At 65.0% G+C, this 15,810-nt stretch carries 12 protein-coding genes and 1 pseudogene; 6 read left to right on the top strand and 7 right to left on the bottom strand.

Going from position 1 to position 15,810, the window contains the following annotated elements; genetic code table 11:
• Positions 1-100: 100 nt before the first annotated feature.
• Complete coding sequence (gltX, locus tag EJ068_RS32235; RefSeq protein WP_127250266.1) at positions 101-1,525, bottom strand: glutamate--tRNA ligase; 1,425 nt, start codon at positions 1,523-1,525, stop codon at positions 101-103.
• Positions 1,526-1,626: 101 nt separating this feature from the next.
• Here gltX and EJ068_RS32230 point away from each other — a divergent pair, with 101 nt between their 5' ends.
• Positions 1,627-4,095: a ComEC/Rec2 family competence protein gene (locus EJ068_RS32230; RefSeq protein WP_127250265.1), complete on the top strand. Its 2,469-nt coding sequence runs from the start codon at positions 1,627-1,629 to the stop codon at positions 4,093-4,095.
• Here EJ068_RS32230 and lexA read toward each other — a convergent pair.
• Positions 4,089-4,823 (bottom strand): transcriptional repressor LexA, encoded by a 735-nt coding sequence (gene lexA, locus EJ068_RS32225; RefSeq protein ID WP_127250264.1) that lies wholly within the window; start codon positions 4,821-4,823, stop codon positions 4,089-4,091. The two genes, EJ068_RS32230 and lexA, sit on opposite strands and share 7 nt — an antisense overlap.
• 454 nt (positions 4,824-5,277) lie before the next feature.
• Between lexA and kynU the strand changes: the two are divergent.
• Both kynU and EJ068_RS32215 read left to right on the top strand, forming a co-directional pair.
• A pseudogene (gene kynU / locus EJ068_RS32220) lies at positions 5,278-6,526 on the top strand (kynureninase).
• A 59-nt stretch (positions 6,527-6,585) separates the two neighbouring features.
• Entirely contained in the window at positions 6,586-7,416 is an 831-nt protein-coding gene (locus tag EJ068_RS32215) for an alpha/beta hydrolase (protein ID WP_245463506.1), read from the top strand.
• Between the two features lie 68 nt (positions 7,417-7,484).
• Here EJ068_RS32215 and glp read toward each other — a convergent pair whose 3' ends face one another.
• The 5 genes from glp to EJ068_RS32190 are packed head-to-tail and all read right to left on the bottom strand — an operon-like array spanning position 7,485 to position 12,891.
• Complete coding sequence (glp, locus tag EJ068_RS32210) at positions 7,485-8,690, bottom strand: gephyrin-like molybdotransferase Glp (RefSeq protein ID WP_127250262.1); 1,206 nt, start codon at positions 8,688-8,690, stop codon at positions 7,485-7,487.
• Positions 8,690-9,169: a cyclic pyranopterin monophosphate synthase MoaC gene (gene moaC, locus EJ068_RS32205; protein WP_127250261.1), complete on the bottom strand. Its 480-nt coding sequence runs from the start codon at positions 9,167-9,169 to the stop codon at positions 8,690-8,692. Before moaC ends, glp begins: the two co-directional genes overlap by 1 nt.
• 2 nt (positions 9,170-9,171) lie before the next feature.
• Positions 9,172-9,984 (bottom strand): indole-3-glycerol phosphate synthase TrpC, encoded by an 813-nt coding sequence (trpC, locus tag EJ068_RS32200; RefSeq protein WP_127250260.1) that lies wholly within the window; start codon positions 9,982-9,984, stop codon positions 9,172-9,174.
• Positions 9,985-9,988: 4 nt separating this feature from the next.
• Positions 9,989-10,999: an anthranilate phosphoribosyltransferase gene (gene trpD / locus EJ068_RS32195; protein WP_127250259.1), complete on the bottom strand. Its 1,011-nt coding sequence runs from the start codon at positions 10,997-10,999 to the stop codon at positions 9,989-9,991.
• Positions 10,996-12,891, bottom strand: coding sequence for a peptidyl-prolyl cis-trans isomerase (locus EJ068_RS32190; protein WP_128298085.1), 1,896 nt, complete (start codon positions 12,889-12,891; stop codon positions 10,996-10,998). The genes trpD and EJ068_RS32190 overlap by 4 nt, the downstream gene beginning before the upstream one ends.
• A 143-nt stretch (positions 12,892-13,034) precedes the next feature.
• Here EJ068_RS32190 and tpiA point away from each other — a divergent pair, with 143 nt between their 5' ends.
• The 3 genes from tpiA (at position 13,035) to EJ068_RS32175 (ending at position 15,809) form a co-directional block, all read left to right on the top strand.
• Positions 13,035-13,802 (top strand): triose-phosphate isomerase, encoded by a 768-nt coding sequence (gene tpiA, locus EJ068_RS32185; RefSeq protein ID WP_127250257.1) that lies wholly within the window; start codon positions 13,035-13,037, stop codon positions 13,800-13,802.
• Between the two features lie 161 nt (positions 13,803-13,963).
• Entirely contained in the window at positions 13,964-14,464 is a 501-nt protein-coding gene (gene secG / locus EJ068_RS32180; protein ID WP_126082668.1) for a preprotein translocase subunit SecG, read from the top strand.
• A gap of 214 nt (positions 14,465-14,678) precedes the next feature.
• Positions 14,679-15,809 (top strand): L,D-transpeptidase family protein, encoded by a 1,131-nt coding sequence (locus EJ068_RS32175; protein WP_127250256.1) that lies wholly within the window; start codon positions 14,679-14,681, stop codon positions 15,807-15,809.
• Position 15,810 lies beyond the last annotated feature (1 nt).

Here is a 15,810-nt window from a genome sequence, read left to right as displayed (position 1 = left end):
GCCACCGCATTTTAGGAGGTGCGTGCCAGATTGGGCCAAGGCCTAATGTTGCACTGCGAAACACACCTTTCAATGCCAATCTTCTTGGGCCAGTTCGCTCCTAATCGATTTGATCTCCAATGCGCGCCAGGCTTTCCTGGCGGCCCAGCACGGCCAGTACGTCGAACACGCCAGGCGATGTGCTGCGGCCGGTCAGCGCGGCTCTCAGTGGTTGGGCCACCGCGCCAAGCTTGTACCCGCCAGCCTGCGCGAACTCGCGGATCGAAGCCTCCGCCGAGGCGGCGCTCCACTCGCCCTGGACAGAAGACAACGCGCCATGCGCGCCGCGCAGAATCGCGCGCGCATCCGCGCTGAGCAAGCCCGCCGCCTTCTCGTCCAGCGACAGCGGACGCTCGGCAAACAGGAAAGCCGCGCCGTCGGCCAGCTCCACCAGGGTTTTTGCCCGCTCCTTGAGGCCGGGCATGGCGGCAAGCAGCTGCGCCTTTCGCTTGTCATCGAGCTTTGCGGCGAGCGCCGGACCGCCTTCGAGATAGGGCAGAGTGGCGACGAAGATATCGAACAGCGCCCGATCGTCCATCTTGCGCATATGCACGCCGTTCAGCGCCTCGAGCTTGGCGAAGTCGAAGCGGGCAGCGCCCTTGTTGACGTCGCCGATGTCGAACCAGGCGATCATGTCCTTGATCGACATCACCTCGTCGTCGCCATGGCTCCAGCCGAGCCGCGCCAAATAGTTGAGCAAGGCTTCCGGCAGATAGCCCATGGCGCGATAGGCCTCGACACCCAGCGCGCCGTGCCGCTTCGACAGCTTGGCGCCGTCGGCGCCGTGGATCAGCGGGATGTGCGACATCGACGGCACCGCCCAGTCCATGGCGTTGTAGATCACCGTCTGGCGCGCGGCGTTGGTCAGGTGATCGTCGCCGCGGATGATGTGGGTGACGCCCATGTCGTGGTCGTCGACGACGACGGCATGCATGTAGGTCGGGTTGCCGTCCGAGCGCAGGATGATGAAGTCGTCGAGATCCTTGTTGGGAAAGCGCACCTCTCCCTGCACGCGGTCATGGACGACCGTCTCGCCCTCGGTCGGCGCCTTGATGCGGATCGCGCCCTTGACGCCTGCCGGTGCCTCGGACGGATCGCGGTCGCGCCACTGGCCGTTGTAACGCGGCGGCAGGCCCTTGGCTCTCGCTGCGTCGCGCATCGCTTCCAGCTCCGCCGGCGTCTCATAGCTGTAATAGGCCTTGCCCAGGCGCACGAGTTCCTCGGCCACCTCGCGATGGCGCGGAGCCCGCTCGAACTGGGAGACGGCGTCGCCATCCCAGGAAAGGCCAAGCCAGGTCAATCCGTCGAGAATGGCGGCCGTGGCGGCTTCGGTGGAGCGCTCGCGATCAGTGTCCTCGATACGCAGCAGCATCGTGCCGCCGGTGTGCCTGGCATAGAGCCAGTTGAACAGCGCCGTGCGCGCCCCGCCAATATGCAGGTAGCCGGTGGGCGAGGGGGCAAAACGGGTGACGACCTTGTCGGACATGAAACTCTCGAAGAAGCACTGAAACGGCATATTTCGCGCGGGCTTTCGCGCTTTGCGCGTTCATGTACCATAGGCGGTCTGGGGCGCAAGGGGCAGACCCGATGGCTGGACGTGGCCGGGGCACGGAGGAGGGCGGGGAAACGACAGCTGGCGTCAGCGAGCGCCTGATGTTTGCCCATGCCGAGCCCGCTGAAGAAGCGCCGCTTTCGCTTCCAGAACTCCATCCGCCCACCGAGTTACCGCCGCCCGGTGACGGTGCGCTGCAGCCAGCGTCGCCAACAGGTACCGTAGGCCGAATCCGCAAACAACTCGGCCGCGTTTCGGTTCCTGCGCTGCGGCGAAGCGTTGCGATCGCTGCCACTACCGAGCTCGACCGCGGCATCGGCTTCCTGCTGGTGCCGGTGTTCCTGGCCGCCGGCGTGATCTATTACTTCTCGCTGAGCACCGAGCCTGATCTCTACAGGCCGCTTGCGGCGGTGGCTCTGATGGCTGTCTGCGCGACGGTGTCGCGCTCCTGGCAGAAAGCGCACCTTGTCTTCATGGCATCGCTTTTCTGCGCGTTCGGCTTTCTTGCGGCCAAGGTGGAGACCTGGCGGATGGCGACGCCGATGCTGGGGTCCGAAATCCAGACCCGGCTGACCGGTCGCCTGGTCACCGTCGAAGCGATGGCCAATGGCCGTGTGCGGCTGACCATCGATCTCATGTCCACCGAGCACCCGACGCTGCGCTACGCGCCGGACCGCGTTCGGCTGTCGGCGCGCAGGATCCCGCCCGGCATGACCGTCGGATCGATGCTGACCGGCTATGCCAAGCTGCTACCCCCGACCGGCCCGGTCCGGCCGGACAGCTACGATTTTTCCTTCGACAGCTACTTTAGCGGCATCGGCGGCAGCGGCTTTTTCCTGGGCGACCCAAAACTGTTGGCTCCGTCTTCGACGGCGACAACGGGGGCACCCTTCGGAGCGCGCATTGCGTCGGCCGTGGAAAACGCGCGCGAAGGGATCGCCGACCACATCCGGAGCAGCATTGGCGGTTCCGAAGGCGAGATCGCGGCGGCGCTGATCGTCGGCGTGCGCGCGGGCATTCCGGAAGCGATCAACGAGTCGATGCGACGGACCGGCATCTATCACATCATCTCGATCTCCGGCCTGCACATGGCGCTGGTCGCCGGCACGATCATGTTCCTGCTGCGCGGCGCCTTCGCGCTGTTTCCCGATTTCTCCTCCCGCCGCCCGGTGAAGAAATACGCCGCAGCGATCGCGCTGGCCTTGATCGCCGCTTACCTCGTCATCTCCGGCATCGTGGTGGCGGCCGAGCGAAGCTTCATCATGCTTGCGGTTATGCTTGTAGCGGTGCTCTTCGACCGCGCGGCTTTGACGATGCGCAACCTGGCAATCTCGGCGATTGCCGTCATCCTTGTCTCGCCACATGAAGTGGTCGGCCCGAGCTTCCAGATGTCCTTCGCCGCCACCGCGGCCCTGGTCGGCGCCTATGCCGGCTTTGCCGATTATCGCGCGGGCAAAACGACCGCGCCGCCGGTGAAGCGTTCGTTCCTGAGGTTCCTGTCGCGAAAACTGGCGGTTGGCGTGGGCGGCGCCGCTGTGACCTCGCTCATCGCCGGCAGCGCGACATTGCTGTTTGCGATCTGGCATTTTCAGCGCGTGTCGCCGCTCAGCCTGCTGGCCAATCTGGCGGTCATGCCGATCGTCTCGCTGATTGTCATGCCGTTCGCCGTGTTGAGCGCGCTCGCCATGCCGTTCGGCTTCGACGGTCCCTTCCTCTATGTGATGGGCAAGGGCCTGACAGCGATGATCTCCATTTCGGCATGGATTTCCGAGCGCTCGCCAGTCGATGCCGTGGGATTGATCTCGATCCAGTCGGTGCTGCTGGCGACAATCGCGCTCGTCATCGCGACCATGGCCACCACCTGGCTAAGGCTTGCCGCTGTGCCCTTCGCGCTCGCCGCGCTGCTGGCCATCCCGCATGTGCGCACGCCGGATGTGCTGATCTCGGAGGACGCGCATCTCGTGGCGATGCCGATCGGTGGCGGCGAGCTTGCCGTCAACCGCGAACGCTCCAACGAGTTCACCACCGACAATTGGAAGCGGGCGCTGAAGGCCGAGGACATCGTACCGCCGGAGACATTTGCCAAGGATGCTCTCGATATCGCCGACCCGGTCGACCTGCCGCCAGGCTCGCCCTTCTATTGCACCGGCGACCTCTGCATTGGCCGGCATCCGTCCAGCGCGATCGTGGCGCTCGCCGAAAACCGCGACAGCGCACGGCCCGCCTGCGGCTTTGCCGACCTCATCGTCATCAACGATGCGACGGCCTACAATCCCTGCTGGGATCAGCGCGTGCTTGTCGTCACCAAGCGCCAACTGGCGCGTGACGGCAGCGCCGCCGTCTTCTTCGATCCACAATCGGCAACCGCGCGAGCAACCATCCAATATGCGGTCGAAAAGCCATATCGGCCCTGGCACGAGCAGCGCAAATACACGCGCGAGGCGAGGGGACTGCCGCCTTATGAAAAGCCTGAGAGGGCCAAGCCCTCGAAGCCGGATCAGTAGCGGCGGATCAGCCCGACGAGCTTGCCCTGCACCTTGACCCGATCCGGCCCGAAGATGCGGGTCTCGTAGGCCGGGTTGGCGGCCTCCAGCGCGATCGAGGCGCCCTTGCGGCGGAAGCGCTTGAGCGTCGCTTCCTCATCATCGACGAGCGCCACCACGATCTCGCCCGGGCTCGCCGTGTTGGCGTTTCGGATGATGACGGTGTCGCCGTCGAAGATGCCGGCCTCGATCATCGAGTCGCCCTTGACCTCCAGCGCATAATGCTCGCCGCCCATGATCATGTCCGGCGGGACCGAGATCGAATGCGTCTGGTGCTGAATGGCGTCGATCGGCACACCGGCGGCGATGCGGCCCATCACCGGAATGGACACGGCTGAAGCGGCGTCGTCATCATTGCTGGGTGTCGGCGTACGTGAGGGCGCTGCCGGCTTGACCTCTCGACTTAGATTGCCCTGGCCGCCCTGGATGACGCTTGGCGAAAATTTCTTCGCGGCGTTCAGGCCGGGAGCGATCGAGTCGGGCAGGCGCAAGACTTCCAACGCGCGCGCCCGGTTCGGTAGCCGGCGAATGAAGCCGCGTTCTTCCAGCGCCGTGATCAGCCGATGGATGCCGGACTTCGAGGCGAGGTCGAGCGCTTCCTTCATCTCGTCGAAGGATGGAGGGATCCCGCTCTCCTTCAGGCGTTCATGGATGAACATCAGGAGTTCATGTTGTTTGCGCGTCAGCATTGGCGGCCCCCACGGGTTCCGAAACCAGAATCAGAAAAACAAACCCAGAACAAACACTATCTGTTCCAGTTGTGTTCCGCAACCGTTTAAAGTTTAATGAATTTCTTAAGGCGGGCGAAAGAATGTTGCATCCGACGGTGCCTGGCCGCCACCGGTTGGGCTGTGTCATTGATTCCGCTCGATTTTGCAATTCTCCTTATGCTGAAATTGAGAGGCGACATCGTCGCGGAGGTGCTGAAGGGATCCAGTCAGCTGACCCAACCATGTACCGTAACGTGAACGAAACGAACTCAAAATGCCAACCTTGGCGACGATTCCGATCCTCAGCCTTTGCCGTCTATGGACCAGCTAACATAGGACAGAAGGTTCTTGCCGGGTTGCGGACGGTGATGGGACAACCGCCTTGGTCGCCGGAGGGATGTAGCGGCCTGGGTCGAAATGGAGGCGGTAGCACATGAGGGGAATTCCCGATCTTGCCGAGGTCGTGGCGATGGACGCCGCGGACCCGCTGCGCCCCTTGCGCGATCGCTTTGTTCTGCCGGAAGGGGTGATATACCTTGATGGCAATTCACTGGGCGCCGCTTCGATCAATGTCTTCAACGAGATCGAGACGGCCGCGAAGCAGGAATGGGCGCAGGATCTCATCCGTGCCTGGAACACCGCCGGCTGGTTCGACATGCCTGTCAAGCTGGGCGACCGGCTCGGGCGTCTGATCGGCGCCGCGCCTGGCCAGACGGTCGTATGCGACACCACCTCGATCAACATCTACAAGGTCCTGCATGCGGCGCTCGCGATGCGACCCGACCGCTCGGTGATCGTTGCCGAAGGCGACAGCTTTCCGACCGACCTCTACATGGCGGAGGGGTGTCCTCGAAACGCGGCCCGGCGCGGTGCTGCGGCTCGAGGGCGTCGATGCGCCGACGATCGAGGAACTGATCGACGACCGTGTCGCGGTCATCCTGGTCAACCACGTCAATTACAAGTCCGGCCGGTTGCGCGATATGGCGGCCCTGACCCGCAAGGCCCATGACGCCGGCGCGCTGATCGTCTGGGACCTCTGCCACACGGCCGGCGCCCTGCCGGTGGATCTCGACGGCTCGAATGCCGATTTCGCGATCGGCTGCACCTACAAATATCTCAATGGCGGACCGGGCGCGCCTGCCTTCATCTATGCCGCCACCCGCCATCATCCCGACATCAGCCAGCCGCTCAGCGGCTGGTGGGGCCATGCCCGACCGTTCGCGTTCGAGCAGGGTTATGCCGCCGGCACGGGCATCCGGCGATTCCTGTGCGGAACGCAGCCGATGCTGTCGATGCGGGCGCTGAAAGGTTCGCTGGATCTCTGGGACGAAGTCGACATGACGGCCGTGCGCGAGAAGAGCGTCGCGCTGACGGATCTGTTCATCCGCCTTGTCGAAGCTCGATGCGGCGCGTTCGGTCTTGAGCTAGAAAGCCCGCGCAACGGCGCCGAGCGCGGCAGCCAGGTGTCGTTCGCCCATCCACATGGCTACCAGGTGATGCGCGCCTTGATCGAGCGCGGCGTGATCGGCGATTTCCGCGCGCCGTCGACCGTTCGCTTCGGCTTCACGCCACTCTATGTCGGCTACCGGGATGTCTGGGCCGCCGTCGAGGTGCTGGAAGACATCCTGCGCACGAGCGCCTGGCAGGAAGCGCGCTATGCGATCAAGGAGGCCGTCACCTGACTTCGAATGGCATGCCGAACAAAGACAACTCGAAATCGATCCGATCGCTGGAGGGGCCGGTGCTGGGACACCGCATTGTCGACTGGGATGACGCCTACGCCAACGGCGCGAACATCGCTGGCGGCGACCGCTGGCCGGCGGCCTGGGACGGCCCAGCTCAGGCATTTCGCGAAAAGCTGTTGGCGCAGGGCAGGGCGCGGCTCGACATCGTCTATGGCGAGGCGCCGCGCAGCCGGTTCGATCTCTTCCTCCCGCCTGCCGCGCCGAAGGGGCTCGTCGTGTTCATCCATGGCGGCTACTGGATGGAATCGGACAAGACATCCTGGTCGCATCTGGCCGCCGGCGCTGTCGGCCGCGGCTTTGCCGTCGTCATGCCTTCCTATACGCTGTGCCCGCGAACCAGGATCGGCGGCATCGTCAATGAAGTCGCGGCCGCGATCGGCAAAGCGGCGGCCATGGTCGAGGGACCGCTGATGCTGACCGGACATTCGGCCGGCGGACATCTCGCCAGCCGGATGGCGACGACGACTTCGCCGCTGGGCGCCATGGTGGCGCAACGCATACGCAAGGTCGTTTCGATTTCAGGCCTGCACGACCTTCGGTCGTTGATGTTCACGGCTTTGAACGAGACGCTGAACATCGACGAACGGGAAGCGTTTAGCGAAAGCCCAGCGCTGCTGCGGCCCGTGCAAGGAACCCGCATCACCTGTTGGGTCGGCGGCGGCGAGCGCTCGGAATTCCTGCGCCAGAGCGTATTGCTCGCCAACATCTGGACGGGGCTTGGCGCCGCTACCCAGTCAGTTGTCGAGCCGGACCGGCATCATTTCAACGTCGTCGATGGTCTCGCCGATCCCGACCATCCCCTGACCCGAACGCTGGTGGACGAATAACGATCGACGTTCTCAACGTACGAACGATCGACTTCGTCGACGTCCGGACCACCGGCGTTGTCGATCTATCAGCGCAGCATAAGCACGCTGCATTCGGCGCCAACCTCCGCAGCCAGCGCGAAGGGCTCGCGCACGATCAGGCCGTTGGCGTCGGCGAGCATCCTGAGCATCGAGGAGTCCTGGATGCCGAAAGGCGTCGCGACCAGGGTACCGGCATCCTCGCGAACCACGGCGCGCACGTAGTCCTGCCTGAGATCGTTGGCCGGCATCGCGGCGCCCAGCCGGGCCGTTCGCACGTCCTGCCTGAAATTGCGGCCGCCGAGCCGGGCAAGCAGCGGCTTCAGGAAGAGCTGCGAGCAGACGATGCTTGCCACCGGATTGCCTGGCAGGCCGATGCAGCGGACATTGCCAAGCCGGCCGAACATCAACGGTTTGCCGGGACGCATGGCGATCTTCCAGAAGTCGAGCCGCATGCCTTCGCCGGTCAGCACGTCATGGATCAGGTCGTGATCGCCGACCGAGGCGCCGCCGAGCGTGACGATGACATCCGGGCCCGCCTGGACCGCTCTCCTGACCAGCGCGGCGATCGCCTCCTTGCGGTCGGCCGCGATGCCAAGATCGAGTGCGCGTGCGCCAACCGACTGGGCGGCGGCGGCAACGCCATAGGCATTCGACGAAATGATCTGATCGGGGCCGAGCGTGCTGCCCGGCGGCAGCAATTCATCGCCGGTGGCGATGATCGCGACCAGCGGCTGGCGCACGACATTCAAGGCAGGGTGGTTGGCAGAAGCCGCCAGCGAAAGGGCCGCCGCGTCGAGCACGCGACCATTTCCGAGCAGCACGTCGCCCTCGCCGAAGTCGAGCCCGCGGCGCCGGACATTGCGTGCTTGCGCGGTCGGCTCCGTCACCTCGATCCTGCCATTGCCGAGGTCGCGGACGTTTTCCTGGATGACGATGGTGTCGGCGCCTTCAGGCAGCGGCGCGCCGGTGAAGATGCGCACGGCCTGGCCTTTGCCGACGGTTCCGGAGAAACCGCGCCCGGCAGGCGCCATGCCTATCACTTCCAATTGCGCTGGCGCTGAAGCGACGTCGGCGGAACGCGCGGCATAACCATCCATCGCGGAGGCGTTGAAGGGCGGCTGCGTGCGCAGCGCCACAACCGGTTCCGCCAGGACCCGCCCGGCCGCGTCCGCCAGCGGCACGCTCTCGCCCGGCAAAGGTGCTGCGCCGTCGAGCAAGCGCGCGAGCGCTTCGGCGACCGGTACCAGCGCCATCAGGCATCCGCCTTGTAGTCACCGGATTTGCCGCCGGTCTTCTCGACCAGCCGGACACCGGAAATCACCATGCCGCGATCCACCGCCTTGGCCATGTCGTAGATGGTGAGGCAGGCGACCGAGGCGGCGGTTAGCGCTTCCATCTCCACGCCGGTCTTGCCGGTGACGCGGGCGAGCGCTGTCACCTTGAGGCCGGGCAGCGAATGGTCCGGCTCGATCTCGACGGCCACTTTGGTCAGAAGCAGCGGATGGCAAAGCGGGATCAATTCATGCGTCTTCTTCGCGGCCATGATGCCGGCGATACGGGCGGTGCCCAGCACATCGCCCTTCTTGGCGTCGCCGGCCAGAATCATCTCCAGCGTTTCGGGCCGCATCGAGACAAAACCCTCGGCGATTGCCGTGCGGGTCGTCTCGGCCTTTTCGCCGACATCGACCATGTTGGCTTCGCCCTTGGCGCCGAGATGGGTGAGGGCGGGCATTCTCAAACGGCCTCGGCCGCTGCCTTGCCTGTCAGCAGAAGCTTGGTCGCGGCAGCTACGTCCGCCTGCCGCATCAGGCTCTCGCCGACGAGGAAAGTACCGATCTTGCTCTTCTCCAACCGGCGGCAATCCTGATGCGTGAAGATGCCGCTCTCGCTGACCAGCAGCCGATCCGCCGCCACCATGGCGGCCAGGCGCTCCGAAACGTCGAGGCTGGTCTGGAAGGTTCTGAGATCACGGTTGTTGATGCCGATCAGCCGCGAAGACAAAGTGAGCGCGCGCTGCATTTCATTCTCATCATGCACCTCGATCAGTGCGTCCATGCCGAGCTCGAAGGCGGTCGCTTCAAGCTCGCTGGCCAGCGCGTCGTCGACGCTCGCCATGATGATGAGGATCGCATCGGCGCCCCAGGCGCGTGCTTCGTAGACCTGATAGGGATCGAACAGAAAATCCTTGCGCAGGGCCGGCAGGCGCACCGCTGCGCGCGCGGCCGTCAGGAATTCCGGAGCGCCCTGGAAAGACGGTGCGTCGGTCAGCACCGAAAGGCACGCGGCGCCACCTTGCTGATAGGCCTGCGCCAATGACGGGGGGTCGAAATCGGCGCGGATCAACCCCTTGGAAGGGCTGGCCTTCTTGATTTCGGCGATCAGCCCGAAGCTCCCCGCTCTTCGCTTCGCCTCGAGCGCCGCCAAAAAACCGCGCGTCGCACCGGCATCCTTTGCGCGCGCCTTGATCTCGGCCAGCGGTATCTTCGCCTTCGCTGCCGCGATCTCTTCGCGCTTATAGGCTTCGATCTTGCGCAGGATGTCCGACAAGGCCTTATCCGTTCGAAATCTCGACGAGCTTGTCCAGCACCGCAAGGGCGCGACCGCTGTCGATCGCTTGCGCTGCCGCCGCGATGCCGTCGGCAAGCGTCGTCGCCTTGCCGGCCACAACCAGACCGGCGCCGGCGTTCATCAGCACCGTGTCGCGATAGGCGCCCACGGCGCCACCCAACATATCGCGCAGTTGCCTGGCGTTGTAGGCCGCGTCGCCGCCGCGTAGCTCTTCCTTGGTGTGCCGCTTCAGCCCGACGGCTTCCGGCGTCAGGGTGAAGGTGCGGATCTCACCGCCGGCAAGCTCCGCAACCTGCGTCTCGCCCGTGGTCGTGATCTCGTCATAGCCATCGCCATGGACGACCCAGGCGTGCTCGGCGCCTAGCGCCTTCAGCGTCTCGGCCACCGGCATGATCCATTCCGGCAGGAAAACGCCGACCATCTGGCGGCTGACGCCGGCGGGGTTCGACAGCGGTCCGAGCAGATTGAAGATGGTGCGCGTGCCGAGCTCGACCCGGGTCGGCCCGACATGCTTCATCGCCGGATGATGCGCCGGCGCGAACATGAAGCCGACGCCGGCCTCATGGATGCAGCGGCCGATCATTTCCGGCGAGATATCTATTCTGACGCCCAGCGCCGTCAGCACATCGGCGGAGCCGGTCAGCGAGGACAGGCCGCGATTGCCGTGCTTGGCGACGGGCACGCCGGCGGCGGCGATGACGAAGGCCGAAGCGGTCGAGATGTTAACCGAGTGCGAATTGTCGCCGCCGGTGCCGACGATGTCGATGGCGCCCTGCGGCGCCTCGACACGCAGCATCTTGGCGCGCATCGTGGCGACCGCGCCGGATATCTCGCCCACGGTCTCGCCGCGCACGCGCAGCGCCATCAGGAAGCCGCCGATCTGGCCGGGCGTCGCGTCGCCCGACATGATGATGTCGAACGCCTCGCGGGCTTCCTCGAAGGAAAGCGCGGTGCCGGTGGCGACCTTGGCTATATGTGTCTTCAGCGCGCTCATCGTGTCTGTGCTTGCGAAACGGCGTTCGGATCGATGCGAACGTCATATTGCGACTGCAGTTGCGCCACCAGCTGGTCGAGCAGGTCGTCGGACATGCCGGCGCCGAAGGATTTCTGCGCCTCGTCCGGCACCGTGCTGCCGTCGGCGCCAGCCGGCTCGAAGACCTCGGCGACCCTGAACAGGATCTGGCCGTCGCCGGTGGGCGAGGGGATCAGGCCGGTGCCGCCTTCGCCGACTCCGAACATGGCGGCGGCACCCTCCTTGCCGAAATCGGCATCGTCGGCTTCGCGCTTCAAACCGCGCTTGGTCTGTTTGTCGAGCTTGAGCTCGCCGGCGGTGACGTCGAGCGTGGTGCCGGCCTTGAGGCGCTTCTCGAGCTCCTGCGCCTTCGCGTCGAGCCGCTTGTCGGTCTCGGCTTCCGTCCAGTCGGCCACGACCTTCTTGCGGGCCTCATCCAGCGTGCGGTCGCGCGCCGGCGTGATCGACTGCACCTCGTAGAAGACGAAACCGTTGTCGGCGGTCGTCAGGCCTTCATTCTCGGTATTGGGCTCGGCCGCGAACACCGCCTTGATGAGATCGGCCGATTGCGGCAGGTCATTGACTACGCTGCCGTCCGGCCGCTGGCCGGTGCGGTCGATGGCGTCCATGGTGACGACCTTGAGCTTCAGCTTGTCGGCGGCCTGGGCAAGCGAGGCGCCCGAGGCGCGGGTATCCTCGTAACTATCATGCACGTCGAGCAGGATACGGCTTGCCTCGCCGAGCGCCAGGTCCTTGCGGATCTGAGCGGACACTTCCGAAAGCGGCTTCACGACCTGCGGCTTGATCTCCGTGACGCGCAGGAGCACGGGACCGAAGGCGCCCTGGACGACCTGGCTCACCTCGTTGGCATTGAGCGAGAAGGCCGCGTCGGCAACCGCCTTGTCGGCGATCTTATCCCTGGACAGCGTGCCGAGCAGCGTGTCGGCCTGCGTCTTGCCTTCGGCGGTGACGAGCTTGTCGAAGGTGGCGCCAGCCTTCAGCGAATCCAAAGCCGCCTTGGCCGCGTCCGGCGTCTTGAACACCAGCTGCTCGATGGTGCGCATCTCGGGCGTCGTGTAGCGCGCGATGTTCTTGTTGTAGTCTTCGCTGACCTGCTGGTCGGTCACCGCGGACGGATCCGCGATGTCCTGCGGTTCCAGCCGGACATAGGAGAAGTTGCGGTATTCCGGCGCGGCGTAGTTCTTCTTGTTGGCGTCGAAATAGGCGTTGAGGGCGCTGTCGGACGGCGCCTCGATCGGCTGCACCAGCGTTTTCGGCAGCACCAGATAGTCGATCGTGCGGTCCTCGCCGCGGTAGAGCGAGACCGCCTTGAGGAAGGTCTGCGGCACTTTCAGCCCGTCGGAGATCGCCTCGACGATTTGCTGGCGCACGGCCACCTGCGAGCGGTTCTTGAGATAATCCTCGGGCCGCATGTTGAGCTGGCGAAGGAGGTATTCGAACGTCCGGCGATCGAACTGGCCGCTGGGGCCCTTGAAAGCCGGATCCTCGCGTGTCAGTTCGGCCAGCCGGTCCTTGGAAAGGCCGAGGCCGAGCTTGCGCGCCTGTTCGTCGAGCACAGCGCCCGACACGAGCTGCGCCAGCACCTGATTGTCGACACCGAGCAGCTTGGCCTGTTCCTGGGTGACGCGCTGGCCATATTGCTGCGACAACATCGAGAGCTGACGATCGTAGGCGAGGCGGTATTCGTTGATCGAGACCTCGGTGCCGCCGGCAGTGATCACCGCGTGATGGCCGCCCAGAACGCCGCCCACCATGCGCGTGGTAATGCCCCAGGCGGCAAAGCTCAGGACCAGCAACAACAGCAGCGCTTTCGCGACCCAGGTGCCCGCCGCGCTTCTCAATATACCAAGCATGCATACTTCCGAGTTTTGCGCATTTTCGCGTGCGCCGAGTCTGAAACAAGCGCAATAGCGCCCTTCCGGTCCACTGTCGATTGCTTTGTGACCTGATTTTGGTAGTGAGGGCGCTGCTTAATGTCGCTCGGAGAACGAGTCCCATGACCCCTGGAATCCGCCCCCTTGTCGCCGGCAACTGGAAAATGAACGGCACCAGCGCCTCGCTCAACGAGCTGCGGTCGATCGGCAACGGGTTCATGAGCGGACTCGACGCCGAGACCGAAGCGGTGGTGTGCGTGCCGGCGACGTTGCTCCAGCGCGCAGCCGAGATCCTGTCGCGCACGCCGGTGCGGGCCGGCGGAGAGGATTGCCATCCCAAGGAGAGCGGCGCTTTCACCGGCGAGATTTCCGCCGAGATGCTGAAGGACGCCGGCGCAAGCCATGTCATTGTCGGCCATTCCGAGCGCCGCGAACTGTTCGGCGACAACGATGCGACGGTCCATGCCAAGGCTTCGGCTGCCTGGCGGGCAGGGCTGGTGGCCATCATCTGCATCGGCGAGACGCGCGCCGAACGCGAGGCGGGCGCCACACTCGATGTCCTGTCGCGCCAACTCGAAGGATCGGTTCCGACCAGCGCCACTGCGGCGAACACCATCATTGCCTACGAGCCGGTGTGGGCGATCGGCACCGGCCTGACCCCGACGGCGGCCGACGTCGCCGAGGCGCATGCGCATATCCGCGGCAAGCTGACCGGTCTGCTCGGCGATGCCGCGGCCAGGATGCGCATTCTCTATGGCGGCTCGGTCAAGCCGTCCAACGCGGTGGAACTGCTCGGCGTCGAGAATGTCGACGGCGCGCTGGTCGGCGGCGCCAGCCTGAAGGGGGCCGACTTCCTGGCGATCGCGGAAGCCTACATGAACATCTCCTAGAGAACGTCACCTCGGCTTCAGCGGCATAAATCGTTGTATCGGCCGCATTGCTTCCCATATTCCCGGCCACGGGCTTGGAAATGCCGCCAAAGCATTGTAAGGAGCCGCCTCCAAAACACCGGTCGTATGCGCGGCAGCGCTTGGCCTCGCCAGGATAAATTATGGAAACCGTACTGATCGTCATCCACCTCATGGTCGTGCTCGCCCTTGTCGGCGTGGTGCTGCTGCAGCGCTCCGAAGGCGGCGGCCTGGGCATCGGCGGCGGCTCCGGTTTCATGACCGCGCGAGGCGCTGCCAATGCGCTGACCCGCGCCACCGCGATCCTGGCGGCTGCGTTCTTCGTGACCTCGCTGGCGCTGTCGATCCTTGCCCGCTACGGCGAAAAGCCGATCGACATTCTCGACCGTCCGGCGACGTCGAGCCAGGGCAGCGGCGTGCTCAACCAGCTGCCGGGTTCCAATGGGCCGGTGGGCACCTCCAAGCCCGCGGCTCCGGCCAGCGGCACGACTCCCGCGGCTCCGTCAGGCGGTACGACGACCACGACGCCTCTTGCCAACGGCACCATGGCGCCGGCTCCGGGGACAACGCCTGCTCCGGCTGCGCCAGCGCCGGCAGCCAACGGCGTCACCTTGCCGGTCACGCCGCAGGTTCCGAACCAGTAGCCAGCCAAGGACCGGGCCGCGATCTGTTGTTCTTTGAACACAGTCGCGGCAAATGCGCGTCCGATCACAAAGATTCAACCGGGCGTGGCGCCTGCCTCAGCTTGAGGCGATGACGGCTAATCGATTATAGATTGCCCGCGGCACTTTATCTGCGTCCTTGGGGGGCGCCGGGCGATGCCGTGGGCAACTTGCTTTTGACAATCGGATCTTCGCCATGCAGCTTCGCAGCTTCATCCTCCTGGGAGTCTGTGCCGTCCTCGGCATGGGTTCCGCGGCCTTTGCCGGACCGGCAAACCTGGCCACTTCCCCGTCGGTAGAGACGACCGACGCAATTCCAGTCGTCGCCGCCAAAAGCGACGCATCGCAGCTGAGGCTCCTCAAGAAGAAGAAAAACCCGACTTCGGACGACCTTGCGCAGATCAGCAAGCTCGAGGCCAAGATCGTGGCCGACAAGGAAGCCGCCAAGCAAAAGGCGCTCGAGGCTCGCAAGTTGGCGATGCGCGAGGCGGCAAAGGCCAAGGCAGACGCGGCGCGCCAGGAATGGCTCGCCAAGAAGGGCGGCGGGGCGGCCGCATCTGAAGTCGCCGACGCCAAACCGGCCAAGAACACCACCAACATCCTTGCGCCGCTGGAGCCGATAGCGCCGCTCGTTGCGGTCAAGGCCGAGGAGCCGATCCCGGCGGAAGCCATGAACATCACCGCCACCGGCAACAACGGTGAATTGCGCAGTGAGCAGCCCGGCCAGAAGCAGACGAGCAGCGGTGGGCTGTTCGCAGGCCTGTTCGGCGGTGCCTCGGTGTCCTCGATCAGCTATCTGCCAGAGACCCGCGCACTTGATTCGGCGCTGGCCAAGAAGGACGCCAAGCGGCCCTTCAAGGTGAAGCCGGAATTCGTGCCGCAGGACGTCACGTTCACCGGCTATGAGCCGGGCACCATCGTGATCGACACCAGCGCCCGTCGCCTCTACCTCGTCGAGTCGTTTTCCACTGCGCGCCGCTATGCCATCGCTGTCGGCCGCGAAGGCCTGCAGTTCAAGGGCACCGTGGCGGTCGGCGACAAGCAGGAATGGCCGCGCTGGATCCCGACGCTCGACATGCAGAAGCGCGAGCCGAAGCATTACGGCCAGTACAAGGACGGCATGCCCGGCGGCGGCGAGAACCCGCTCGGCGCGCGCGCTATCTACCTCTATGACGGCAAGAAGGACACGCATCTGCGCATCCACGGCACGATCGCGCCGAACTCGATCGGAACCAGCGCCTCCAATGGCTGCTTCCGCATGATCAACGAGCACGTCATGGACCTCTACAGCCGCGTCAAGATCGGCACGAAGGTCGTTATTATCTAAG

The sequence above is a fragment of the Mesorhizobium sp. M2A.F.Ca.ET.043.02.1.1 genome, assembly GCF_003952405.1.
Lineage (GTDB): Bacteria > Pseudomonadota > Alphaproteobacteria > Rhizobiales > Rhizobiaceae > Mesorhizobium.
Note: the sequence above shows the minus strand (reverse complement) of the source record. Positions and strands in the feature narration are given on the sequence as shown.